The sequence below is a fragment of the Candidatus Methylacidiphilales bacterium genome (genome assembly GCA_028713655.1).
Classification (GTDB): domain Bacteria; phylum Verrucomicrobiota; class Verrucomicrobiia; order Methylacidiphilales; family JAAUTS01; genus JAQTNW01.
This window is the reverse complement of the sequence record JAQTNW010000002.1, coordinates 55340-78853: the sequence shown is the minus strand read 5'-3', so window position 1 is coordinate 78853 and position 23514 is coordinate 55340. Positions and strand designations below refer to the sequence as shown.

At 56.0% G+C, this 23514-nt stretch carries 23 protein-coding genes; 12 read left to right on the top strand and 11 right to left on the bottom strand.

The genetic code is table 11. The features are described from left to right. Positions 1 to 36 precede the first annotated feature (36 nt). The gene (locus PHD76_01110) at positions 37 to 1230 is read right to left on the bottom strand and encodes a DUF3095 family protein (GenBank protein MDD5260425.1); all 1194 of its coding nucleotides are present in this window, start codon (positions 1228 to 1230) and stop codon (positions 37 to 39) included. Between the two features lie 86 nt (positions 1231 to 1316). On the opposite strand from PHD76_01110, the gene PHD76_01105 reads away from it, so the two are divergent. From PHD76_01105 to PHD76_01070, 8 genes are all read left to right on the top strand, one after another. Next, positions 1317 to 3761 carry a DNA translocase FtsK 4TM domain-containing protein gene (locus PHD76_01105; GenBank protein MDD5260424.1) on the top strand — a complete coding sequence of 815 codons (2445 nt, stop codon included), beginning with the start codon at positions 1317 to 1319 and terminating at the stop codon, positions 3759 to 3761. 13 nt (positions 3762 to 3774) lie between these two features. After that, entirely contained in the window at positions 3775 to 4692 is a 918-nt protein-coding gene (locus PHD76_01100; protein ID MDD5260423.1) for a helix-turn-helix domain-containing protein, read from the top strand. Positions 4693 to 4737: 45 nt separating this feature from the next. Continuing rightward, a complete protein-coding gene (gene pgsA, locus PHD76_01095) occupies positions 4738 to 5310 on the top strand; it encodes a CDP-diacylglycerol--glycerol-3-phosphate 3-phosphatidyltransferase (protein ID MDD5260422.1) in 573 nt (190 codons plus the stop codon). Between the two features lie 355 nt (positions 5311 to 5665). After that, on the top strand, positions 5666 to 6253 hold the full coding sequence (locus PHD76_01090) for a hypothetical protein (protein MDD5260421.1): 588 nt from the start codon (positions 5666 to 5668) through the stop codon (positions 6251 to 6253). Continuing rightward, positions 6243 to 7565, top strand: coding sequence for a hypothetical protein (locus tag PHD76_01085; GenBank protein MDD5260420.1), 1323 nt, complete (start codon positions 6243 to 6245; stop codon positions 7563 to 7565). The genes PHD76_01090 and PHD76_01085 overlap by 11 nt, the downstream gene beginning before the upstream one ends. A 58-nt stretch (positions 7566 to 7623) precedes the next feature. Continuing rightward, positions 7624 to 7992: an exosortase system-associated protein, TIGR04073 family gene (locus PHD76_01080; protein ID MDD5260419.1), complete on the top strand. Its 369-nt coding sequence runs from the start codon at positions 7624 to 7626 to the stop codon at positions 7990 to 7992. 74 nt (positions 7993 to 8066) lie between these two features. Then, complete coding sequence (locus PHD76_01075; GenBank protein ID MDD5260418.1) at positions 8067 to 9149, top strand: TRAM domain-containing protein; 1083 nt, start codon at positions 8067 to 8069, stop codon at positions 9147 to 9149. A 76-nt stretch (positions 9150 to 9225) separates the two neighbouring features. Then, on the top strand, positions 9226 to 10869 hold the full coding sequence (locus PHD76_01070) for an ATP-binding protein (GenBank protein MDD5260417.1): 1644 nt from the start codon (positions 9226 to 9228) through the stop codon (positions 10867 to 10869). Positions 10870 to 11027: 158 nt separating this feature from the next. Here the strand turns inward: PHD76_01070 and miaB are convergent, their stop codons facing one another. Continuing rightward, the gene (miaB, locus tag PHD76_01065) at positions 11028 to 12386 is read right to left on the bottom strand and encodes a tRNA (N6-isopentenyl adenosine(37)-C2)-methylthiotransferase MiaB (protein ID MDD5260416.1); all 1359 of its coding nucleotides are present in this window, start codon (positions 12384 to 12386) and stop codon (positions 11028 to 11030) included. 279 nt (positions 12387 to 12665) lie between these two features. On the opposite strand from miaB, the gene PHD76_01060 reads away from it, so the two are divergent. Further along, on the top strand, positions 12666 to 13844 hold the full coding sequence (locus PHD76_01060; protein ID MDD5260415.1) for a hypothetical protein: 1179 nt from the start codon (positions 12666 to 12668) through the stop codon (positions 13842 to 13844). 113 nt (positions 13845 to 13957) lie between these two features. Here the strand turns inward: PHD76_01060 and tatC are convergent, their stop codons facing one another. Continuing rightward, positions 13958 to 14731: a twin-arginine translocase subunit TatC gene (tatC, locus tag PHD76_01055; protein ID MDD5260414.1), complete on the bottom strand. Its 774-nt coding sequence runs from the start codon at positions 14729 to 14731 to the stop codon at positions 13958 to 13960. A gap of 488 nt (positions 14732 to 15219) precedes the next feature. On the opposite strand from tatC, the gene PHD76_01050 reads away from it, so the two are divergent. Continuing rightward, a complete protein-coding gene (locus PHD76_01050) occupies positions 15220 to 15522 on the top strand; it encodes a hypothetical protein (protein ID MDD5260413.1) in 303 nt (100 codons plus the stop codon). Between the two features lie 52 nt (positions 15523 to 15574). Here the strand turns inward: PHD76_01050 and PHD76_01045 are convergent, their stop codons facing one another. From PHD76_01045 to PHD76_01025, 5 genes are all read right to left on the bottom strand, one after another. After that, on the bottom strand, positions 15575 to 16114 hold the full coding sequence (locus PHD76_01045; protein MDD5260412.1) for a hypothetical protein: 540 nt from the start codon (positions 16112 to 16114) through the stop codon (positions 15575 to 15577). 13 nt (positions 16115 to 16127) lie between these two features. Continuing rightward, on the bottom strand, positions 16128 to 16487 hold the full coding sequence (locus PHD76_01040; protein MDD5260411.1) for a hypothetical protein: 360 nt from the start codon (positions 16485 to 16487) through the stop codon (positions 16128 to 16130). Positions 16488 to 16527: 40 nt separating this feature from the next. Next, positions 16528 to 17109, bottom strand: a complete 582-nt coding sequence (locus tag PHD76_01035) for a sigma-70 family RNA polymerase sigma factor (protein MDD5260410.1) — start codon at positions 17107 to 17109, stop codon at positions 16528 to 16530. Between the two features lie 122 nt (positions 17110 to 17231). Then, positions 17232 to 18422 (bottom strand): hypothetical protein, encoded by a 1191-nt coding sequence (locus PHD76_01030; GenBank protein ID MDD5260409.1) that lies wholly within the window; start codon positions 18420 to 18422, stop codon positions 17232 to 17234. An 18-nt stretch (positions 18423 to 18440) separates the two neighbouring features. Continuing rightward, on the bottom strand, positions 18441 to 19304 hold the full coding sequence (locus tag PHD76_01025; protein MDD5260408.1) for a phytanoyl-CoA dioxygenase family protein: 864 nt from the start codon (positions 19302 to 19304) through the stop codon (positions 18441 to 18443). A 174-nt stretch (positions 19305 to 19478) separates the two neighbouring features. Here PHD76_01025 and PHD76_01020 point away from each other — a divergent pair, with 174 nt between their 5' ends. After that, positions 19479 to 20336 (top strand): AraC family transcriptional regulator, encoded by an 858-nt coding sequence (locus PHD76_01020; GenBank protein ID MDD5260407.1) that lies wholly within the window; start codon positions 19479 to 19481, stop codon positions 20334 to 20336. A 48-nt stretch (positions 20337 to 20384) separates the two neighbouring features. Further along, positions 20385 to 21077 (top strand): type I 3-dehydroquinate dehydratase, encoded by a 693-nt coding sequence (locus PHD76_01015; GenBank protein MDD5260406.1) that lies wholly within the window; start codon positions 20385 to 20387, stop codon positions 21075 to 21077. Between the two features lies 1 nt (position 21078). Here PHD76_01015 and PHD76_01010 read toward each other — a convergent pair whose 3' ends face one another. The 3 genes from PHD76_01010 to PHD76_01000 form a co-directional block, all read right to left on the bottom strand. Then, positions 21079 to 21249 (bottom strand): hypothetical protein, encoded by a 171-nt coding sequence (locus PHD76_01010; protein ID MDD5260405.1) that lies wholly within the window; start codon positions 21247 to 21249, stop codon positions 21079 to 21081. A gap of 117 nt (positions 21250 to 21366) precedes the next feature. After that, on the bottom strand, positions 21367 to 21786 hold the full coding sequence (locus tag PHD76_01005; protein ID MDD5260404.1) for a YlbF family regulator: 420 nt from the start codon (positions 21784 to 21786) through the stop codon (positions 21367 to 21369). A 53-nt stretch (positions 21787 to 21839) separates the two neighbouring features. After that, positions 21840 to 23462 (bottom strand): response regulator, encoded by a 1623-nt coding sequence (locus tag PHD76_01000; GenBank protein MDD5260403.1) that lies wholly within the window; start codon positions 23460 to 23462, stop codon positions 21840 to 21842. Between the last annotated feature and the right edge of the window lie 52 nt (positions 23463 to 23514).

Below are 23514 nucleotides of genomic sequence, written 5' to 3'. Positions count from 1 at the left end.
GCTTCTGTGCTCAAGTCGTCTTTCGCCTTATCCTAGTCATCGGTTCCGTGCTTGCGCAAGGATTTCAAGTTTGCCCTTGAGCTGCTTCGCGGCCATCGCATAGCCGCCATCCGCGCCGTCCACAAAATGCACATGGCGTTGTTTGCGGTCAAAAACCATGCAGGTAAGCAGCGCGGCTTGTGAAACGTGCAGTCCATAAACCAGTTCCCCGGCCAGGCATTTTTCCTCCAGGTAATTTTCCAGAATTTCCCGGTTCGGCCTGGAACAGGCGGCCACCATCGAAAGCATGCCGTTGAATTTTTCGGAATCGCTGAATTGTACAACCTCGTCAAAATACCCGCCCCAGTCCACACCCGGCATCCGTACGCGATGGTGCAGGACCCAATTGCCCATCCGCATCGCAAGCCGGCTCAAAATTTTAAGTGAGGCTCGTATTAAAGCCGGTTGTCCAGAACCCGTAAGGGCGCGTTCCGCCCGCTGCCCCTCCGCGCTGCAATCCAATTCCATCACTTCCTGGCGCAGAGGGTGCCGTTCCTCCTTGCGGCCCAGGATTTCGGCAATCCGGTCCAGCACACTGCGATAAACAATTCCCGGGTCGGAAGCCCCGGGCAAAACCTGCACGAGCAAACTGATGATTTCCCCCTTCGTGCTCGGGATTTGTTTCCAGCGGCATTCCAGGCCGGCCAGGTCGGGTTCGGCAACCGGCTCATCCTTTGCGCCTGCCGCATCCTGCTGTTTCAGCCGGCGGTCCACTTCCGGCAAACCGTTCCCGGAAAACAGGGCCTGACTTAGTTCAGGAGCTAATCTGAGCCGCGCCACCTTCAAATCATAACCCTCCGCCCTCAGGGACCCCGCGGAAAACCCGGCCACCCGCAGCCGGAAATTAAAGGCTTCGCCCGCCCGCCGGGCCACACCACGTAAAACTTGAAGGCACCGCTCCGACTCCGCCGCCGGGCAGGCGATTTGCGCGCCGTCTCCGCCGAAGAAAAAGGGCACATCCGCGCGGCCCAACGCATTCAGGACCGCGGTAATGCAGGAGGTCCCGATCAGATTGATGTTTTTGTATTCACCGGCCGCGATGTGCCCCGTCGAATCCATGATATCCGTGGCCAGCAAAACCCAGTCGTCCGGCAAGGAATGAAAATTGGCCTCATCAGCCACGGCGTTGAAATCCGGCAGGAAAGGCAGTTGCCCGTAAAAATTTTGGGATAAAATCTTCGAGTGCGCCATCCCAACCCTTTAGCCGGAAAACGGCGGATGCCCATGAAATTTCCGCCCGTAGATTTTGTTGCGGGTTCCATGCGGAATCTGCCAGTATGGTTTCCTTATCCATGCCGCCCTCCAAACAGGAAAATAACAAGGAAGCAAAGCTGCTCCAGGAGATCATCGCCATCGTCCTCATCGGACTGGGCTTGTTGATTCTTCTGGCCCTGATTTCGTTCGACAAGAACGACCTGGAGCTTTTTTGCAAGCCGCCCAACGATCCGCCTGTGAATTTCATCGGTGTGGCGGGGGCTTATGTGGCCGGGACTTTGGCGTGGGCCTTCGGACTGGGCTCCTTCCTCATCCCGCTGGTCATGGTGCTGGGGGGAATCGGCATGCTGTTCAGCGCGCGGGTGGATTATCCCTGGAAAGCCCTGTGGTTTTTGCTGTTGCTGCTCAGCGGCTGCGCCCTTCTGCAATTGGGGCAACCCCTGCTCGGACCGCTGGCCGACTTCGGGCGCATGGCCTATGCGGGCGGCTACATGGGGCATTTTTTCAACGACCTCGTTTTTGCCGCCGCGATGGGGCCGGTCGGATCGGGGATTGCCATGGGCATCACCTATCTCGTGAGCTTTATCCTGCTGTTTGAAGTGCGTCCCGTCGAGATAGCCCAGCGGCTGGCCGGATGGGTCCGGGTTTGGTGGGAAGCGCGGCAACAGGCCAAACTCGAAGCGGCCGACCCGATCGAGCGGCTTGAGATCGAGCAAAAGAAAATCCAGCGCGCGGCCCGGCAACTGGAAAAGGAACTCGCGAAAAAGGGAATGGTGGAAAAGGAGCCCAAATCCATGAGGGAAGCCGGCCCGGCGTCGAGGCCTGCGCCCAAGATCTTTGATGCCACAGTCAAGCCCGCCGTGGAGGAGCATGAGCCCGCGGCCGCGCCGGAAAAGAAGCCCGCGCCGCCGCACCCGCAAGCCAAACCCAAGAGCAGCGAGCCCCTTGAAATAGCTCCAACTGAGAGCTATGAAAACTACCAGCTCCCCGGTGTGGACTTGCTTCTGGCCAACACCACCGAGGTCGTGGCCGGCGGCAAGGAGGAAATGGAGCACAACAGCCAGTTGCTGGTGGACACGTTGAAGCAATTCGAGATCGACGTCACTCCGGGCGACATCACCAAGGGGGCCACCATCACCCGTTACGAGGTTTATCCTGCGGCCGGCGTGCGGGTCGAACGCATTTCCAGCCTCGAAAAAAACCTGGCGCGCGCGTTGAAGGCGGAGCGCGTGAACATTCTCGCGCCCATCCCCGGCAAGGACACCGTGGGCATCGAGGTTCCCAACCGGCAGAAGGTGATGATTGTCCTGCGCGACCTGCTGGAGTCCGGCCAATGGCGCAATTTGCGCGCCAGGCTTCCGATTGCCCTGGGCAAGGACGTGTACGGATCGGTTCTGATGGCGGACCTGGCCGACATGCCGCACCTTTTGATCGCGGGCACGACCGGGTCTGGCAAGTCAGTCTGCATCAATTGTATTTTGCTCAGCCTGCTGTACCGGTTCAGCCCGGACGATCTTCGGATCATCCTGGTTGATCCGAAGGTGGTTGAATTGCAGGTGTACAACCAATTGCCGCATCTCGTGGTGCCGGTGGTGACGGACCCCAAGAAGGTCCTGGTGGCCCTGCGCTGGGTGATCAATGAAATGGAAAAACGCTACCGCATCATGGCGCGGACCGGCGTGCGCAACATCGCCGCCTACAACCAACAGGCGCACGACAAACGGCAAAAGGAAAAACTCGATTTGGACAAGGAACTGGAATCCGGCGAAAGCGGCCCCGAAGCGCCGGATTTGTTGAGCATCGACCCCTCGGAGGAGGAGCCCCTGCCCGACCGTCTGCCCTATATCGTGGTGATAATTGATGAGTTGGCCGATTTGATGCAGACCTCGCCCGCGGATGTCGAATTGGCGATTGCGCGACTTTCGGCCAAGGCCCGTGCTGCCGGCATTCATTTGATCATCGCCACCCAGACCCCTCGCGCCCAGGTCATCACCGGCGTGATCAAAACCAACGTCCCCTGCCGCATTGCGTTCCAGGTTCCAAGCGCACTGGATTCCCGCGTCATCTTGGACGAGAACGGCGCGGAGAACCTCCTGGGCAAGGGGGATTTGCTCTATCTGCCGCCCGGTTCGGCCAAGCTGGTGCGCGCGCAGGGAGCTTATGTTTCGGAGGAAGAAGTGACGCGGGTCGTGAATTTTATCAGCAAACAATGCCGTCCGGCCTATGAAAATGAGATCCATGCCAAGCTGAAACGGACGGGGGCCGAGGAGGAAGAGGTCTCGGACGAGGACAAGGAATTGATTCTTAAATGCTTGGAAGTGGTCCGGCAGGAAAAACGGGCTTCAACTTCGCTCTTGCAACGCCGCTTGCGCATTGGATATTCACGGGCCTCCTGGGTGACGGATTGGATGGAGCAAAAAGGGATTGTCGGCCCCAAGGACGGGGCTAAAGATCGGGAGGTTTTGATGGACTTGGACCAAACCGATATCGAGAGTTTGCTTGAATGAGACGTACGCACGTATGAAGACCTTAAACGAAAAAACAATAGGGCAACAACTGGCCGCCGGACGGCAGGCAAAAGGTTGGACTCTTGAGGAAGCAGCCAAACGGACCAAGCTGAAGAAAGACTCCTTGGTACTCATGGAGTCGGACGAATTTGACCGCCTGCCGAGCGTTGCCTATGCGCGCGGCTTTATCCGCCTGTATGCGCGCGAACTGGGACTGGACGGTTGGGGCATGCTGAAGCAGTTCAACCGCGTGGCGCGCGAATCGCTGGATATGCTCGAGCTTCAGCCGGAGGACTTGGAAGCCATACCCAAGCGTTCCTCCCAGCCCGTGGCCACGCCGCAGGGAATTGGCCTGGTCGTGATTGTGCTTGTTTTGTTGGTAGCCCTGGGCTTCGGTGGCACATGGGCCTACAGACAGTACATCAGCAGCCCTCTCCTGACACACGAAAAGAAGCAGCAAGTCCACGAAGTCGAGGCGCCCGCCGCCACGGCCAAGGAAGACCAGAAAAAGGCGCTTCCGGCAGTTAAAGCCGAACCGATCACTCCACGCGCGGAGACAGTTGCTCCCAACCCCGCCGAACCCGCCAAAGCCGAGCCTGTAACTCCGCCCGCGCCCGTGGCGGACAAACCTCCCGTTCCCAAGCCTGTGGTTTATCCGAACAGGCTCGAGTTGCAGGCGGATGCCGATGCCAGGGAGGAAGCGCGCTGGGTGCGTGTGACCGCAATTCGGGCAGGCAAGGAAGAAACCCTTTTTGAAGACATTCTCCCGGCTGGGGATATCATGCCCAAGCCGGACCAAACCCCGTGGACTGCCGATGCGTTCGTGATCAACATGCGCGAGGCCGCGGTTGTGAACATTATCTACAACGGCCAGAATTACGGGAAATACGACCAGCCCGGTCTTCAACGCGTACGCGTTCCGTCGCAATGATACCCCCTTGCGATTGCTGACGAACCGAATGCCCCATTTAACGCCGTGAATCTCCCAAACAAACTGACCGTCGGCAGACTTTTCCTTTGCCTTGTTTTTGCCCTGACAATGGAAATCGACGCCCGTTGGTCCGGGTTTGCCGCGTTTTTCGTTTTTGCTGCGGCCAGTTTGACCGATTGGCTGGATGGCTACCTGGCCCGCCGCTATCATCTCATCACGGAATTGGGCAAACTGCTGGATCCCTTGGCGGACAAAGTCCTGATCAGCGCCGCCTACATCGGCCTCGTGGACCATCAAATGGCGCCCGCCTGGATTGTGGTTTTCATCATCGCGCGGGAATTTTTGATCACCGGTCTGAGAACGCTCGCGGCAGCCAAGGGCGTCATTCTGGCGGCGGAGCGCATCGGCAAGCACAAGACCATCTCGCAGATCGTGACGGTTTTGATCGGGCTGGCCTTGTTGAGTTTTCAGCAAATGAACTGGTATCCGGACCTGGTCCACAAGCTGCAGGATTGCCTGCTGAAGCCGATGCTGTATCTCACGCTCGCCATCACGATTTTTTCCGGCGTGGCCTATTTCATCAAGAACTACAACCTCGTCCTGGCTGAAAAGAAATAGGGGGTTCCCTAACATATACTGAACTCAGGCCGCTCCTTGTATGTTGGCATTTGTGGTAATCTTTTGATTGCAGGGCGCACTGGTGCGCTCTGAAGCTGAATCCGACGGGCGGCCGCCCGTCGGATGAAGGGCATCGGTGAGGTTGTTCGCTCACAGCACACCCAAGTGCGTTCTGAAGCTGAATCCGACGGTGCTTTTTGGTTTGAACTTGAACAGTTGCCGGAACGGCCGGGCGGGGTCTAACCCCGACTTTGCCTGCCCCGGCAACCGCCCGATGCGAATAGTTCCGAAGGGGCAGAACGATTCGGGTTAAATGCCTGTTGCAGGCGGGGCGCGGCTTTGCTAGAGGACAATCATGATTAAAACCGCTCTGTGTTCCGTTTTTCTGGCGCTTCTCTTGGGAGTTCAGTCTTTTGCGCTCACTGCCTTTGAGGCGCGGGACTTGGCAAAGAAGCAGGTGAATGATACCGCCCGCAAAAGCCTGTTGCAGATTTACGGGAAAGCGGGGACCGTCGGCGTCCTCCCGATGGAATGGCAGATTTTGTTTTATGATCCCTATGCGGCCCAGGATGGGAGCATGGTGACGGTTTCGGGCAATGCAATTACCAGCATCCGCGATGGCTACACCCAGATGGATCAATTCCGCGTTTTTGCCTACAAACAGGAGGAGATCATCGACCAGTCAAAACTGAAAATCGATTCCCGGGATTTGTTGTCCATTTTGAAAAACAGCTCGGCGCTCAAGGACGTGAAAATTTCCAGCGTAAACCTTTGGCTGAAGAAGGATGATAGCGGGCCGTTATCGCCCGCAGTTTGGATTGCCCATCTCTTTGGCCCAAATGCGAAAGGGGACAAGGAAGTGGAATTCGGTTATGCCAGGGTTTCCGCCCAGACGGGGCAGGTCATGCAACTCAAGCTGGATTTAAAAGCAGTTGGGAAATAGACACGGGACTGGCGACCCATGCGCTCTGAAATGGCGGGTTGGCCGCCCGGGATTTGCGACGCTGACAGCGTTCATCTGGCTTTTGTGCTGCGCTTCGGTATGGGCCAAGCTCACCATGCTGGCGACCGAGCCGGACTGGCGGCTCCTCGACCGGTATCAAAACACGATTACCCGCGCCGAGCTTGAGTCGCGGCTCCGTTTGTATTCTCCGGACGGATCGATCTATCAATATCTGGCGCTGGATGACGGGGCCGTCCGGGTTTACTCCGACAAGGAAAAGCAAAACCAGCTTTGGGAACTCCATCTGGCCGACTCAGATCGGGAAAAACAACCCTGGCCCCCGCCGGAAAAGCCGCTGTTGATCCGGAAGTTGGCCGGAGCCACCCCGGAAAAGCCCTTGCAGGGGCTGCGTATTTGCCTCGACCCCGGCCATATTGGCGGCGATTGGTCGGACATTGAGGAGCGGAAATTCCGGATCGGCCAGGGGCCGGTGGTCGAAGAAGGGGAATTGAATTATACGACATGCCAATTGATGGAGCCTTTGCTCAAGGAAGCGGGCGCCGAGGTGGTTTGGACGCGGCAATTGGGAATACCCGCAACCCCGCTGCGCCCTGAAAATTTGCAGGCCGAGGGAGTCCAAATGATGTGGCTCCGCGATGCGAAAAAGGCCCAGCGTCTCGGCCCCGCCGGCCTGATTAAACTCGCCAAGTGGTATTCGGAACTTTTGTTTTACCGCGTGGCGGAGATCCGCGCCCGCGCAACAACCGTGAGCGAGTTGAAGCCGGATCTGACCCTGTGCATCCATTACAATGCCGCCGCATGGGGGAGGCGGCCCCGGCTTATGCGGGTGAATAAGATTGTGATTTTTGTGCATGGCTCCTATCTGCCGTCCGAGCTTGAGTTTGACGACATGAAGTTTGTCCTGTTTAACAAATTATTGGAGAGAACCAGCGGGGTTGAGCAGCGGGTGGCGGATTCCATTGCGGACCGGGTGACCCAGGTGTGGAATTACGCCCCGGAAAATTACGAAAATTCCCCCGAAGGCGCCTCGCGCGCCGGAACCAGTCCCTATGTCTGGTCGCGAAATTTGCTGGCCAACCGCTTGTTCCCGGGGCCGGTGGTCTTTGTCGAGGGCCCCTATATGAACGACCGGGACGCATACCCGCGGATTATTGCGGGAGACTACGAAGGAGAGCGCGATATCGGCGGCAAAAAGTATCGGAGCGTCTTCCGGGAATATGCCGAGATTGTGGCAAACGCAGTGATCGATTATTACCGGAAAAGCCTCGAGAACGATCCTCCCGGGCGTTAAAGGCCGGGGCGTACTTCTGGGCTTGCATTATTAACGTGAAACGCGTAAAAATTCACCCATGAAGCAATTGATGACTGCCGTCCTGTTATTGGCGTTTGTTTCCATGGCCTCTGCCGATCTGAGCATGCCGAAGAAGCGCAATGTGTATGATCAATTGGGCGAAGGCCTGGCCAATATCATATTGGCGCCCGCTGAACTTTTTGATTCCCCTTATGGTCTGACCATGTCCGATGGGCCCACGGTTGGCACCACAAAAGGTTTTGTTCAGGGCACCACACGCATGATCATGGATGTGATGGTGGGAATAGCTGAAGTTGCCACCTTTCCCTTTGCCATGGTAATCGATGATTCCTTAAAAAGCCCGGCGTACGATTCCGGCCAGGTGCAGCCCTATCCTCCGGCGGACCTGTATAACAATTGGTATTGAGTCGGCATTATTTTTTGGAACAACCCGCTTCCGCAAGGGGCGGGTTTTTTCATTTCCATCGACAACCACCAAATATGAAACCGGGCGACATCGTCGAAGTTGAGATTCATGATATTGCCTTTGGCGGCGACGGGGTGGCGCGTCACGAGGGCCGTGTGATTTTCATACCCTATGCGGCGCCGCAAGAGCAGTTGAAGGTCCGAATCACCCGCGTAAAAAAGGACTATGCGCACGGAGAGATCGCGGAATTGATCCGGAGCGGGGCCGGACGCTGCGAACCGAAGTGCCGCTATTACCGGGTTTGCGGCGGCTGCCAGTACCAGCACCTGGATTATGAAACCCAACTGGCAATAAAAGAAAAGCAGTTGCGTGATGTGCTGGGCCGGATTGGCGGGATCCAAAATCCGAATATCCTGCATTTTTTAAAATCGCCCCAGCCCTATGGATACCGGAACCGCATCAGCGTCCATCAGGAGGACGAACGGGTTGGATTTCGCGGTTGCGATGGGCGCAGTTTGGTGGAAGTCGAGGAATGCGTGATTGCCTCGGTCGAGGTGAACCGCAAGCTCAGATACCTGCGCTCGCATCCGGGCCGACGGGAGCATTATTCCCTCCGCGAGGATGAAATCCCCCGGGAAGGTTTTTATCAAACGAACCGGTTCCTGCTCGATCCCCTGCGCGAACTTGTGGCCTTGCAAATCACGGCAGGCGCGCCGCTGGTGATTGAGTGTTATGGCGGGGCGGGCTTTTTTACGCCGGGCATTTCCAAAAAAGCGGAGCGGGTGATTCTGGTGGAATCGGACGCAAAACTGGCGCAGGAAGCCCGCGGAATTGCGGCGCAGAATGTGGAAGTGCGCGAGGCGGAATGCGAGGAAGTGTTGCCGGAGTTCCTGCATTTGCCCGAACTCAAAGACGCGGAAATTGTGGTGGACCCGCCGCGGGAAGGCCTCAGCCCGGGGATGCGGAAGCTGCTGGCCGGGTTGCCGGCCCGGAAGCTGGTTTATCTTTCCTGTAATCCCTCGACGCTGGCCCGGGATTTGAAGGAAATCGCCCCGCAATGGAACCCGCTGCAATTTCAACCGGTGGATCTTTTCCCGCAGACGGCGCATTTTGAATGCCTGGCGGTATGTGAAAGAAGCGAACAAGCGGCACAATAGCAATTATTGAAACTTTACATTCCAAAATAAGAGGGTTGAGTTTAAGACATCACTTGGAATTGGCTGTATATCACATGTGAAGGTTCCACCCGCCATTTTGGATCTCGAAAGCCGCCTGCTGCCTGATTTTAGCGAAAAGGCCAGCGGGCCCGCGGAAATTTTGTTCCGGGTCGGGTCGGACGCGCAGTATTTGCTGGTGTCGGCGAACAACCAGGCGCAGCACCTCCTGGGCATCCCGAGAACGAACCTGGGCGACGCGCCGGTCCGCTGGGAGGAGTTGCCTAACAATCTTGTCATTTACCTGACGCAGGCCTTCGAGGGGCTCTCCCGGGACGAAAACATCGCGCTGCCCATCTTTGAAACAGGGCAGCCGGAGAACAGTTCCCTGGCCGTGAAGGTGCAGATTCACAGGCACCAGGAACAAAACGAGTGGTATTACTGGTTCTTTCTGTCCTTCAGCGATGTCTCACCCTGGCTCGGGCTTCAGGAAGAGGTGATGAACGCGCGCAAGCTGGAGAGCATAGGCGCGCTGGCCAGCGGGGTGGCTCACGACTTCAATAATTTGATCATGGCGATCCAGGGCCATGCCGAATTTTTTCTCATGACCCGGAAAAAGGACGGGGAATTGACCGATGCCATGGAACGGATCATGAAAGCCTGCGCGAACGGGGCCTCGCTGACACGCAGCCTGCTGGGATATGCGCGCAAGCAAAGCCTCGTCATGGAGGTCATCGATTTGATCGACCTTGTGCAGGATGTGGTCGCGCTTGCCCGCCGCTCATATGGCTCCCGTTACGTCGTTGAATTGGACGAATTGCTGGAACGCCCCAAAGAGGCCCGGCAGGAACGCAGGTTGTTGATCAATGGCTGTTATTCCGCCCTGAGCCACTGCTTTCTCAATGTCCTGAACAATTCGCGCGATGCGATGCCGAACGGCGGGAAAATCCGGGTCTTTTCCGCTGTGCATGGCACTACCGTGACGGTGGCGGTAATGGACGAAGGAGCGGGAATTGATCCGAGGGATATGCCGCGTATTTTCGAGCCGTTTTTTACCACAAAGGACGTCGGTGCCGGCACGGGCCTCGGCCTGCCCATGGTGCAGGGCATCATGAAACAACACGGCGGACGCGTGGAGATAAAGTCGCAAAAAAATATCGGAACGGAATTTACATTTACCTGGCCGCTCTATCAGCCTGAATCGGAGCATGAAATGGACCTGATCCAGCCGGAAAAATCCGACGGCATTCCGCTGCCGGCGGTTGGAAATGTGCCCCGCCTGACCTATATCATTGAAGATGATGAAAATGTCATGTCTTCAATCGAATCCCTCATGAAGCTTAACAGCTACGAATCCAAATCCTTCTATAATCCGGAAGCCGTCCTGGAGCTTTTAAAGCAGGGGGAATTGCCGGGAATCATCATGGTCGATTACACCATGCCGAGCATGGATGGACTGGCTTTTGTGCGAAAGGCGTATGAGATCATGCGCGAAAATTCCAAGCAGCCGTTCCTGAAAATTGTGCTCATGAGCGGGTTTCCTCCCGAGCACTTTTCCGAATTTCTCAAGGAGTTCGACGGCATTCCGCTGTATCTTTTGCAAAAACCGTTCGACTCAAAAAGCCTGATCAACATTCTGAGATTGAGCCCGCGCAGATTTTTGAGAAAAATCACGTCGAGGGTCAATATGCTGCCCGCCCTCCGGCAGTGGCGGAAGGCCTAGTGGCCTGTTTTCCGTGAAATGACGGGTTGGCCGCTTGGGATTTGCGCTGCTGGCAAGACGCGAGCGCAGGCCCCTATCTGGACGATACGGGACAAGCGAGCAACACAGCCAGCGGTGCAAAGAACAGCGGCCCGGAGGGTTGCGCGGAAAACAGACCACTAGTAGATCACCGGGTCGCCGTAAAATGTAAATCCGGTCGAGTCGATGATCTTCACCGGCAGGAGCTGGCCGCGATGGCGCTCGTCGCCCTCAAAAATCACAATCTTGTTGCCGCGGGTGCGGCCGAAGAGGCGGGCCGCATTATTTTTACTCGGACCTTCAACCAGGATTTCCACCGTTTGCCCCAGGATTGACGGGGCTTTGCGCGCAGCGATGGTATCCAGCACCCCCAGCAGGTCTTGATTTCTGGTCTCGCGGATTTCCTCGGGCACCTGTCCCGGCAGTAAGGCCGCCGGAGTGTTGCGCCGCTCGGAATAACGGAAGATGAAGGCGTTGTCGAACTGCACCGTTTCCACCAGTTTGCGGGTCTCGAGATAATCCTCCTCGGTCTCCCCCGGAAATCCGACAATGATGTCCGTGGTCAGGGCCATTTCAGGGCAGACGGCCCGGATTTCATTCACAAGTTGGAGATAGCGTTCTGCTGTATAGGCGCGGCGCATGGCTTTCAGGATCCGGTTGCTGCCGGATTGGACGGGCAGGTGGACATGCTCGCAGAGCTTTTCCAGTTCTCCGAGCGCCCGGACCAGGTCTGCCTTGAAACCGATGGGATGCGGCGAGGTAAAGCGGACGCGTTCCAAGCCGTCGATTTCCTCCAGCGCATAAAGCAGTTGCACAAAGGGGCTCCTGCCCGGCGCGTCAGCCGGAAACTCATGCCGGCCATAGTGGTTCACAATCTGTCCGAGCAGGGTTACTTCCTTGATGCCGTTCGACACCAGTTCCCGGACTTCGGCGACTATATCCGGGATGGGCCGGCTGCGTTCGCCTCCGCGCGTGTCAGGCACGATGCAGAAGGAGCAGTGCATGTCGCAGCCCTGCATGATGGAAACAAAAGCCGTAACCTGACGCTGTCGCAACTCGTGGTCTCGCACGGTGTTTTGCGATCCGGGTTCCTCCGCGGTATCGACAATTGCCTGGCGCAGGTTGTCCATGTCGGGATTTCTGCGGGAGAGCAATTGCTCCACATAATCGGCCACTTTATGGTATTTTTGCGTGCCGACCACCAAGTCCAGCCCGGGCAGCATCCCTGCCAGTTCCTGCCCCCGGCTTTGGGCCATGCAACCCATAAAGCCGAGCACCAGGGAAGGTTTGCGTTTTTTGCAGCCCTGCAGGTTTTTCATTTTATCGAGGGCCTTTTGTTCCGCCATATCGCGCACGGAACAGGTGTTGAGCAGGATCACATCGGCCTCACCCTCGCTGGCTGCCTTGGCATAGCCGCGCTCGCGAAGCTGGCGGGCCACCTGTTCGGAGTCCCGCTCATTCATCTGGCAGCCATAGGTTTTGATGTAAAACGAGGGCATGAGAAAATTTATCCTAGGGGTTTTGATGGCTAATGGCAACCACGGGTATGAAAGGAAGAAATCAAGCAATGCGCGCGTCACTGCTAGGAGCGCGGCAACGCCGGGCGACGTGGCATCCAGGCAACAGACAAAGCGTCATTAATGCCGGATGAATTAATAGGTGTAAGCCTCAAAATGGGAGTGGTCGCGCGCCCTTTTTTCTGCATTATAAAGCCAGTTATCTAAACGATTTTAGGGAACAGGATTGCAGGGCCCAAACGGATGAAAATCGGATCATACATGGAAGCAAACCTTCTGTTTGATCTGGTTTTAATTTGCATATTTACTTTTACGGTCTTGGAGCGAAGCCCGAAACTGCTCATTGCCCTGATTTTCATCAATTTTTCGCAATACATGATCTGGGTGCCTCCGATGGAGGAATGGGTGGATCAACCTCAAGTTGCGGCCGAAAAAACAAATCCAAGTCCGGCGGCGACTGCTGCCGGGAGCGTTGTTTCCAATATTGGATCCAACCAGGGCTCTGATGTGATGGAACGTGTTGAGACCATCCGAAAATCATCCGTGGAAGCGACCGAAACTGAGGTGCCCTCGTTGCGCCTGGTCAACCCGCTTGTCACCATGCGGAATTCCATGGGCCTGTACCGGTCCATTTGCAGGGCCTTGGGCGCCGACATCAAGGATGAGGACTGGCACGTCGCAACGGTGAGCGTCACCGTTTGCAATAAGAACGCAATGTCGTCAGGCACAACCCGTTCAACCACCCAGAAGGAGGAAGTGCGCACGGTTGTCACCCGCGAGAGCCGCGGTGCCGCACTGTCCGGGGACAAGCTCCCGCCACTTCCGCCCGAACGGGAAATCGTGCAACAGCGGGAAGAGGAAGACAGCCCCAGCCCACGGGGCAGCGCGCTGGTTTCGGCCTTTGGCGGGGACATGGAAGCCACCTGGCTTATTGTCAGGGTCTTTTGGATTCTGGGGACCTTCTATCTTTACATTCAACGCCCGCAGATCGGCGCAGCGGCCTTTGCCTTCAACCTGTTGCCGGTACCGTTTCTGTCCCGTCTGGCGCCCTATTTGTGTTACAGGCTGAATCAATTGCCGCAGGTGGCCTCCATCAACGAGTCGTTGAGTCGGCCCCTGCACCGGGCGTTGCCGTGGCAGGATATCTGGATCTATGGCCTGGCCTTCATGGTTTTGGCAACCCCGCTGTTCTTTATCCTGCTGGGGCTGCTTGGCGGCATCCGCAAGGGGAAGGTGAAGAAGTATATCAATTATTTGGACCCAACACGGTACCGTATCCGCATCAACGGGGAGCTTTTGCCGTTTGAAATTCAAAATGGCCGGGTCGTGGCCGAGGGCATTGTGCTCAATCCCGAAAAAATCACGCCTCATCCGGAGTATCAGAACATCTGGACGCTGCAAACCGGGACCGTGGTTGAGTTCGTTGAGTGGGATTCCTGATGGATCACTAACATTTCTCACGCAAAGACGCCAAGACGCAAAATTTTAGCTACTGAGCATTGATGGTTACGCTGGAACTGGAGGGACGGCCGCTGTGCCGTCCCATTCATTTTTTAACTCAGGGATTCCTCTTCCTGGCGCCGCTGACGGTCGCGGTCGATCCACCCGGTGAAAAAGATGCTGATTTCGTACAGGACATACATCGGCCCCGCCAGGGCCAGCATGCTGAAGGGGTCGGGCGACGGCGTGATCACCATGGCGAAGATCAGGAAGAGGACAAATGCATGCTTGCGGTAGCGGCACAGGAGCGGTTTGTTGACGATGTTTAGCTTGGCCAGGATGATGATGACCAGCGGCAACTCAAACGACAGTCCGACACAGGCCAGAAATTGCATGACAAAGCTGAGGTATTGATCCAGCGGCCAATTGGAACGGACATTGATCCAGTTGCCGAGGTTGATCATGTAGGTGAGGGCCTGGGGGAGGATGAGGAAGTAACAAAAGGCGGTCCCGGAAAGGAAAAGGATTCCTCCGGCTGCAAACGCCGGAAGCAGCAGGCGGCGTTCCTTCAAGTTGAGGGCCGGCAGGATGAACAGCCCGATGAAATAAAATAAAAACGGCAGCGCCAAGATCAGTCCCGACATGAGGGCTGTTTTCAGGATGATGGAAAGCGAGTCCATCACGCCGAAGGCGAACAGGAATTGCTTGATGTCGCCGCCCTGCTTGGCGGCGGCGATGACCAGGGGATGCTGGAGAAATTCCAGGATTTGACGGACGAAAAGCAGCGATAAACCGGTCGTGACAAGCAGCACGGTGATGCAGCGCAGCAGCATGGTTCGAAAATCCTCCAGATGCTCGAAAAAGGGCTTGGGTTCGTCGTTCAACACGCACCCCTTATGCCTTGTTCTGTTGGAAGCTGCAAGCTTCTGCGAAAAAAGCATTTTTACAGGAAGATCGCGGAGGGCGGGGAGGAAATGATGAATTTTGAATTCAGAAGTCAGGATCCAGAAGTAAAACCCGAGCGCTGAAGGCGCGGATCATGCTTTGGCATTTAACGGGAGCGCGGGCATCCTGCCCGCACCGCTGCGCATCTTGCGCAGCGGATGTTTTTATCATTCGCTTCGGAGGGTGTTCTCACCGAATTTGCTCTTGTTTCGATGATGCGAGCGGGCAAACTGTTTTCATGCAGCGCTAAGGGCAGGTTGTTCACAATCGAGTTGCCTTTGCAGGAAGTTATACAACACGTCGTTAAACAATACTGTTCGGCAAAAAACATGACCTCACTAATCGAGAAGAGAAAGATCAGTGACTTAAACATTCGCAATTACGGTGACATCATCGATGGGCAAATCATTGTTTGACGTACAAAAACAATATGAAACCATACACGTTGGCAACCGTTCTCGTAAAACTTCTCGGCCTGTCGAACATCCTTTCCGGGATCGTGGGTGTTGTCTCCGGCATTTCCGGCATATTCCGCGCCATGGCGCTTGAAGAGCCGAGTCAGGTCTCTCGCCATTTGGTCGGGGATGTGCTGGCCACGATGACGCCCTATGGACTTCTGTATCTTGTGTTGGGGCTGTTCCTCCTGCTCAAAGCCCGCTATGTTGTAGTGAATCTTCTCAGGATCAGCCCTGAGGAACAAAAGGCGAGCAAGAGAGCGCGCAAAAGAGGTTAGGCGCCAACGGCACTAACTTAATCTGCCTTTGAGATCAAAGGGTTGGGGAGCTTCACTGAAACTCTTTTTTCAATTCGTCGCGGATCCTTTGCATGGAGGCTTTGTCTTTTTCCTCCGCTTCCTTGCGAAGCGCCGACTCGGCCACGATTCGTTTGTTCCAGTAGGCCTGCACAAAAGCTTCCTTCTTGTTGTCAGGAAGCTGCAACCCCAGTTTTTCGGCTTCCTCAAGCGCGGTGTGATGGATCCGTTCCCGGAACTCCCCCATTTTCTGCGCCATCTGCGCCTTTTTTTCCGCGTCGAGATTTTTGTAATCGGGCCATTCCGCAAGTTTTTTATCGACTTGGTCGGGTGGCACCAGTGCGATGATGAGCATTTTTTGGAATCGCGGATCTCCGGCGACCAGAAAGGGATGGGGGAAGGGCGGGCGCGGGCCTTTTTCATTTTTCCCAAAAGGCCCGTGATGTCCCGCGTCGGGGCCGGGCCCGGAATTATTTGAAGGCGGGGGTTCCTGGGGGGGGACTTGCGCGTTGCCCGTCCCACCGCAGGCCAGGAGGGTCACAAGCAAGACGGGAAACAAAAGCAGCCTCTTCATGACGATAGTGTGCTTAAAACCCCTCGGAGTTCCAAGCATCTTCCTCGGTGGCCACGGATTTGAATGCGGCAAACGCATCAAACATATTATTGTCAGCCACAGTGCCGGCGCTAACGGGCTTTGAGCCGCCCTGCCACGCAAGGGTGATTCCAAGAATCAGCAGGGCCGTGCAACCCACGGCGCAGGCTGCGAAGAATCTGCCTCGGGCCGTCAGGAAGACAGCCACAAAACCGGGCCATTGCGCGCGGTTTTGCTCTTCCCGGCGCAGCCGGGCGAGTGTTTTGGCCTCAAACCAGGCCGGGGCCTTTGGCATGGGCGCCTCAGCCAACAGCCGGTCAAGAGGGTCTGACGGTTCCTGTTTCATTGTTTTCATGATATTTAACCCTGTTTTGGGTGTGGAGTTGCTCTGAAAATCAGCTTGTTCCCATATATTTTCTCAATTCCAAACGCAGCATTTCGCGTGCTCGAAACAGCAGGGATTTGACCGAAGGGATCGAAATCTTCATCACGCGGGCGATTTCCGCGTAATCGAGCTGGTGATATTGGCGCAAAACCAGGGCTTCCCGCTGGCTTTGAGGCAGGTTTGCCACCGCGTTTTCGATGGCGCTTTGCATTTCACGGTGCAAAAGAGTGTCGTCCGGGGAAATGGCAGCCGGGTCCGGCAACAGGGTTTCCCGTTCGCCATCCTCGTCCTGATAGACCAGCGGCTGGGCCAGGTGCCGTTTGTTGCGTTTGATGTGGGTGAAGGCGCAGTTTCGGCAAATGGTCAGCAGCCATGTGGTGAATTTGGCTTCCGGGCGATAGCGGGGCGCCGCGCGGTAAACCTTGATAAAAACCTGCTGGGCCACGTCCTCGGCGTCGGAGGCATTCTGTCCGAGCAATTTATAAACAGTGCCATACACAAGGTTCTGATGCCGGCGCAGCAACTCGGCAAAAGCCGCCTCATTTTCGCCGCCGATTTCGGCCATGAGTTCTACATCGTTCAGGTGCTGCATGCCTGATGGGAAGGTAGAGGGAGAATCGGAGATTCACAAATTACAATTTTCACCCGCCTCTGCAGAAGGCCGCGGGCGTACGTCCGCGGATAAATGCGAGGTAGGGTATCACGCCATAGTTTTCAGTCACGCACCCGGGACCACTTCGCCATTTTTCCGAGCAGATCGTTTGCCGCGTCCTCGGAATCCGCCCAAGTGTTGAGCAACAGCCCGCGCGCGGACAGTTGCGACAGCAGGAACTCGATTTCAGCCGGCTCGGCGAGCAGGTAAAGCCGCTTTCCGGCGCGTTGGATTTTCTGGAAAATCGGGATGTATTCCGGGGTTGTGGCGGGCGGGCTGCCCACGCCCGGAGTGAACTGGATGCAATCGATTTCCTCCAATTCCAGCAGCGCATCCACATGGTTGTGAATGCAGCGCGGACCGTCCAAATGAAACGTGGTGTAATCCAGCCAGCCGCCCATTTTGCGAAGTTCAGGGAAAAAGAATTCCCGGAACATGGGGCTCGAAATTGTGGTCGAAAAATCGTTGGCGATCTGGTCGTGGCGTCCCGGAGCCCATAGATTCAACCACGGCAGCACGGCTCCGTTTTCGTTCAAGGGAGCGCTTATGGCGTGGAGTTCCTCGTGCAGCGCCACCCAGGCATCACTCATGACGTCCACGGCATTTTTGACTTCATCGGGATCGCCCAGCAAATCCATGCAAAGGTCGTCCATGCCGCGCATCAGGGAAAGATTGTCGGCGGCGTTGCCGATCTCCGGCATCCCGACAAAGTAACGCCCTCCGCAGCGCTCCGCGAAACAACGCTGGATCTCAAGAATGTTTTGGTGCGAGGGATTGGTGGCCGGGTCGAAATGCCATTTCCATGTCTCCCAATCTTCAATCACCTTGTGATACCAGACACTCGTCTTGCTGAACACCGGCGGGCTGCCCCAAAATGCGCAGCCGGCCGACGCGCCCCAGTTGATGTAGGTGCCGGGGGCTGCCTCGCCGCCAAAATAGGTGTTTTCCATCCAAGTGATGGCGCGTTGATAGTTTTGCTCCGGATCGCACCACCACCTGCGGATGGCTTCGATGTCGTCCTCCTTGAATTTTTCAAGGCCACCCAGCCACGGGCCGTTCGTCAAATGGGGGAACTTTGGCAACTTCGAGGTTTTGCGCGGTGCCAGGATAACGGCGCAACAGCGGTCTGTCAATTCGCCGAACCAGAAAGCCTCAAGACGCTTTTTCGCATCAGCCCAATCGGTCTTGTAATACATGATCTGTTTTCCCACCAGGCGGCTGGCCTTGATTTTGATCGTACACGCTACGCTCAACAGACGCCGACTGGAGCTTTAGCATTTTTTGTAAACAAGAGTATTGAGCGGGCTGTCGGCGAGTTCACCGGGCTGTTTTCCACCGAGGAATTTCACCCGGTCCCCTTCCTGGGAAGCATTGCTTGGTTTCATGACCCGCATGCCGTCGGCGAAATAGGTGCCAATCATGGCTTCGCGCAGTTTGTTCGAACAGTTTGGGCCTGCGGCATGAAGCGTCCAGCCGTAATGGAAGGAAACATCCCCCTGCTTCATCGGGACGCCTTCCGTGACCCGAATGTGATGCTCCTGGATATAGGCCTCATAATATTTCTGGGATTCGTCGGAAATGGCGTGCTGGCCCAGGAATCCAAGCTTGTGGGTCCCCGCAGCCCACTTCATCCCTCCCATGCCCTGCTCAACGTCAACCAAGGCCATCCAAAAGCCTAGCGTCGTCAACTCTTCAAGCGGCCAGTAGTATTGGTCCTGATGCCAAGGGGTGGGATTGGTTCCTTTACCCGGTTCCTTGAACAGCGACTGTTCATGATAAACACGAACACCGTCCACACCCATCAGATCTGCGGCAATTTTGCCGAGCCGACGGCTTGTGACAAGTTTTCTGACCCCCTCGCTGTGGAGCCGGAGATTCAATGTTTGGAGAAATGCCTTGCCGTAGGCGTCACGCTCCTCAAGTTTCCGCTTTTCCTTGTTCAACTCAAAGGTCGCCCGTTTGATTTCCGCCCGGTAAGCCTCGACCTCTTCGGGTGTGAGGACGCCGCGTAGGATGACAAATCCTTCGGAGCGGAAGTGTTTGATTTGCTCCGGCGCAAGCGGGTATTCGCCGGAAAGATCCGGGAGATTGGCGGTAGCGGAGATTTTCTGGGCGGCAGGTTTTGTGGTCGGCATTCCGTCAATTTAAGCAAAACCCGGCAGGGGAAACATGGGGGTAATCCCATAAAACATTTGTGAAATCCCAATCCAGGAAAATACACAGGCGCTACCCCGGGAAATCACGGGTGGAAGCATCCCCTGCGCATGCGGGAGGTTGATTCTTGGAGGTTGCTCCTTCATGCTACCGATATGGCGCGTTTCGTGAAAGAACCCGGTGAAATCGAATCCATCGGAAAACACACCCGCGAATGGATTGTGGATTCGCGCGCCTGCCCGCTGTTGCGGATTCACGGCATCAGCAGCGTTGGGATCAGCGAGGCCCTGAGTGGATTCCGGTTCGTGCGGCCCAATCCGGACATGAGCGTCCTGATGGTGTCCGTCAAAGGGCGGGGCAAGGCTTGCATTGATGGCAAATATAAAAATTTCTCTGGTGGCATGGCTTATCTGATGCCTCCCCATGTCCTGCACGGGTACGAGGCCGCGGGCCGCGCCCTTTGGCGGATCTGTTGGGTTTGCTATAACCAACCGAAAGAGCAGGCGCCCATGATTTCATCCGCCAAACCCATGCTCGTGCGTGCGGTCGGGGAGCCGCTGGAGGAGGCGATCCGCGGCCTCCACCGCGAAACCATCCGGCTTGCGGCGGCCCCCATCCAAAAACTCTACGTTGAACTCATCCATGAACATTCGTTGCGCATCGCGCGAAATCTGCACATGGAAGATCGTTTGTGGAAACTCTGGGCTTTCGTGGAGTCGGATCTTGCGCGCAGTTGGGCGCTGGAGGAACTCGCCCGCGAAGGAGGCATAAGCATTGAATTGTTGCGCGTGCTCAGCAAGCAATCCACGGGGCGCAGTCCGATGAAACAGCTCGCGTTTCTCCGGATGCAGCATGCCGCGTCCGCATTGGCGTCAACAAACGCAAAGATCCGGACCATTTCCCTGGAATCCGGTTACAACGACGCTTTTGCATTTTCCGTGGCCTTTAAACGCCATATCGGGATGTCGCCCGGCGCCTACCGGTCGCGGAAAAGAAGCGTATCGATTCATTGAAGTTACCGGTGGACTTGCGGAATCGCATTCTCTTTATTATGATAGTACATGCCGTCGCTGCGCCGTATTAACTGGAAAAAACCCGTGCTGGCGGTGGGTTGCATTTCGACACCTGCCGGGCTTCCTCTCATTGTCAGACCCCAGCCCCAAACCGATTTGGTGGAATTGCGCTATGACACGTTCCACAGCAACGGCGCTGATCCGGACGAAATCATCGGCTATTTGAGAAAAAGGCAAAATCCCATCCTGCTGACGCTTCGGACCCGGCGGGAAGGCGGCAGCCATTCCTGGAAATCCACCGAACGCATCCTGCTCTTTGAAAAACTCATCCCGTATGTCGATGCGGTGGATCTCGAACTGCAAAATCTGAAGCTGTTGCAACCTGTGTTGAGGCTGGCGCGCGACCGGAGCAAGGGCATTATCTTGTCCGCCCATTCGGTTCAAAGAAAACTCACCTACGGCAAGGCCCTGCGCTGGCTTGATATATTCCGGCGCCACCGTGTGAATGCGTATAAAATATCCGCCCTGACCCGCACCCCGAAGGATTTGGGCGTGCTTGTCCGACTTTTGTTGGATTTCCCAAAGCTGCGTCTGGCGGTAATGGCGATGGGACCCATGGCGCCGCTCTCGCGGCAGGTTCTGCCGCTGCTGGGTTCCAAGCTGGTCTATGGTTATCTGGACACGCCCGCCGCCAAAAACCAACCGCCCTTGAAGGACATCACGGCGAAATTGGAATTCTAGTTCAGGATTTCTTGCGGAGGGCCTTGAGGTCATCGGCAACCTGGCTGCAAGCCCGCTTTTGTTCCTTGTTCTTGGCGCCCTTCTTATAAACCTTGGCCAGCAGGATCATGATTTTAAGAAGCTTGTTCTTTTCTTTTTCAACCAAAAACGGATCGAGCTTGTGTTTTGTCATGGTGGAACTCCGGCAAAATTAAAGCCCTTTCGAGCCCGCCTTGTCCCGACTAAAATTGGCCATGGGCTGCCTTACCCGTGAAATTTTACACATCCGTCACAATTGCCAACCCTGCGCTCACTTGCAATCGCACCCGCCGCCGCAACAATCACCCTCGCTCTCAAAATCCGACGCCTCGGGCACCCGCCCCAGTTCGAAGCATTTGCTCAGATACCGGTTGATGGAATCCTGAATCCGGTTCATTTCACCTTGGGCTTCAATAAAATTCCGGGCCACGGGGTTTTCCATGAGGGAAAAACGCATCTTTTCAAATTCGCCGACTTCTGTTTCAGCCACCTTGCCCCCGGCCTTTTGCTTCTCGTGAAGCTCGCGCCCGCGCAGGCTGACAGCGCGGTATTGTTCCTGCGATTTTTCGTCATCCAGGAAAGCTTTCACATCCTGCGTCAAGCCGTGAAAATGGGGCAACGCGAGGATAAGCGCGCAAAGTTCCTTTGTCTTTTCCTGGATGGCGGCTTCAGGGTCGGCGGTTTGAATCATGCGGCCATTTTTATGCCAAGCCGCGCGGCAATGCAACTGTCATTGCGATCTCTTCACACGCACGACTGTTCCAAAAGGGTTTTGAAAATCACATCGAATTGAAACGGTTTCTCAATGCACGGACACTTGGTGTTTTGGATAAATTCATGGGTCTCTGACGTAATAAGGTTCCCCGTCATAAAAACAAAGCGCCTGCCGTACAACTCGTTGATCTCGTTCAACGCCCGATACAACTCAAATCCATCCATTCGCGGCATCCGGATGTCGCTTAACACCACGTCAAAATCCTGCTCATGGGCCAGGGAATGAGCCGCCATTCCATCGACGGCTGTCTCGACGTGAAATCCTTTGGAACTTAGAAAGCGTTCCAGAGCGGTCCGAATCTGGTCTTCATCGTCCACAACCAGAACCCGCATGGTTATGGCCGGACGCTGTATTTTGCTTTTTTTCGAGGTCGCCGGGGGTGGGATCACAGAAGCCGCTTCCGGTTGCATCCGGCTCGCGGGCAGTCGGATGTAAAATATCGATCCCGCATGCAATCCGCTTTTGCAGGTGATGCTGCCTCCATGGAAGCTCAGGATGTCGTGCGCAATCGACAGGCCAAGTCCGGCGCCTTTGCCGACATCGCGGGTGGTGAAAAACGGGTCGTAGATCGAACGTCTTGTTTCGGATTCCATGCCAACGCCGTTGTCCGCCACCTCAATCAACACCTCTCCATTTTCTTCGCTGACTGCCACCCGGATCTCGCCGTCGGGACGGCCTTCTTCCGCGATGGCGCTTTCCGCATTGCTGAAAAGGTTCAAGAGCACCTGCTGGATTTGCAGCGGCTGGACTTCCGCATGGGGCGGCTTTTCAGACAGCGACACAACCAGGCTGATGCCCTTTTGTTTGAGTTGATGCCAGGCGAGAGCGCATGCGTCCTGCACCAGCACATTGATGTCCCGGACCTCCTTTTTGGCGGTTTGCCGCCGGGAAAAGGCCAGGAGATTTTTTACCAGCGTCGCGGCCCGCTGCGCTTCGGCGGCAATGGCCTCCAGTTCCTGCCGCTGCCCGGAATCAGGGCTGTCATAGGCCAGGACAGAAGCGCCACCCAGAATGGCGGCAAGCGGATTATTGATCTCATGCGCAAACCCGGAAAGCATTTTGCTGAACGAGGACAATTTTTCCGCCTGCATCAGCTCCTGTTGGAGGCGCTGTTCCCGGCTCCAGCTCAGATGAATATCAATAGCGGCAGCAGTCAGTTGGGCGAATAATTCCATGTCCGAAACCGTGGTTTCGTTGAACTCGTGTTTTTTTCGCCCGTCGAAATTGATGATGCCCCAGACCTTGTTCTGGGCGATGACGGGCACCGCCAGCTCGCTTTCGACAAAATCAAACAGGCTTACGTAAAGAGGATCGAGCGTGGTGTCGGAGCAAAGATAAGGTTTGCCTGTCGCCGCGACAAGGCCGGTGATTCCCTCGCCGATTTTCATGGTGTGGCTTTTCTTCTCGGGGGTCCAGTCCGGCCCATGTGTGCTGGTGATCAATAGTACGCCGCGTTCATGGTCCACGGTGACAAATGAGCCATGGATGCTGTTGGTGAGCTGGCAGGCCCACTTGAGAATTTCCTGCAGCACATCCGCCAGGGATTTCCTGGCCTGGATGGATTGCAGCACCTCCCGCATGGCTGTTATCATGACGTCCCGATTCATATTCGACCGCCTGCCTTGATCTCTGAAAATCTGCTCT

Bases quoted from the DNA above. Each gene is read 5' to 3' on its own strand.
- PHD76_01110 (MDD5260425.1), bottom strand. From the start codon at position 1,230: ATGGCGCACTCGAAGATTTTATCCCAAAATTTTTACGGGCAACTGCCT.
- PHD76_01105 (MDD5260424.1), top strand. From the start codon at position 1,317: ATGGTTTCCTTATCCATGCCGCCCTCCAAACAGGAAAATAACAAGGAA.
- PHD76_01100 (MDD5260423.1), top strand. From the start codon at position 3,775: ATGAAGACCTTAAACGAAAAAACAATAGGGCAACAACTGGCCGCCGGA.
- PHD76_01090 (MDD5260421.1), top strand. From the start codon at position 5,666: ATGATTAAAACCGCTCTGTGTTCCGTTTTTCTGGCGCTTCTCTTGGGA.
- PHD76_01080 (MDD5260419.1), top strand. From the start codon at position 7,624: ATGAAGCAATTGATGACTGCCGTCCTGTTATTGGCGTTTGTTTCCATG.
- PHD76_01075 (MDD5260418.1), top strand. From the start codon at position 8,067: ATGAAACCGGGCGACATCGTCGAAGTTGAGATTCATGATATTGCCTTT.
- miaB (MDD5260416.1), bottom strand. From the start codon at position 12,386: ATGCCCTCGTTTTACATCAAAACCTATGGCTGCCAGATGAATGAGCGG.
- PHD76_01060 (MDD5260415.1), top strand. From the start codon at position 12,666: ATGGAAGCAAACCTTCTGTTTGATCTGGTTTTAATTTGCATATTTACT.
- PHD76_01050 (MDD5260413.1), top strand. From the start codon at position 15,220: ATGAAACCATACACGTTGGCAACCGTTCTCGTAAAACTTCTCGGCCTG.
- PHD76_01045 (MDD5260412.1), bottom strand. From the start codon at position 16,114: ATGAAGAGGCTGCTTTTGTTTCCCGTCTTGCTTGTGACCCTCCTGGCC.
- PHD76_01040 (MDD5260411.1), bottom strand. From the start codon at position 16,487: ATGAAAACAATGAAACAGGAACCGTCAGACCCTCTTGACCGGCTGTTG.
- PHD76_01035 (MDD5260410.1), bottom strand. From the start codon at position 17,109: ATGCAGCACCTGAACGATGTAGAACTCATGGCCGAAATCGGCGGCGAA.
- PHD76_01025 (MDD5260408.1), bottom strand. From the start codon at position 19,304: ATGCCGACCACAAAACCTGCCGCCCAGAAAATCTCCGCTACCGCCAAT.
- PHD76_01020 (MDD5260407.1), top strand. From the start codon at position 19,479: ATGGCGCGTTTCGTGAAAGAACCCGGTGAAATCGAATCCATCGGAAAA.
- PHD76_01015 (MDD5260406.1), top strand. From the start codon at position 20,385: ATGCCGTCGCTGCGCCGTATTAACTGGAAAAAACCCGTGCTGGCGGTG.
- PHD76_01010 (MDD5260405.1), bottom strand. From the start codon at position 21,249: ATGACAAAACACAAGCTCGATCCGTTTTTGGTTGAAAAAGAAAAGAAC.
- PHD76_01005 (MDD5260404.1), bottom strand. From the start codon at position 21,786: ATGATTCAAACCGCCGACCCTGAAGCCGCCATCCAGGAAAAGACAAAG.
- PHD76_01000 (MDD5260403.1), bottom strand. From the start codon at position 23,462: ATGATAACAGCCATGCGGGAGGTGCTGCAATCCATCCAGGCCAGGAAA.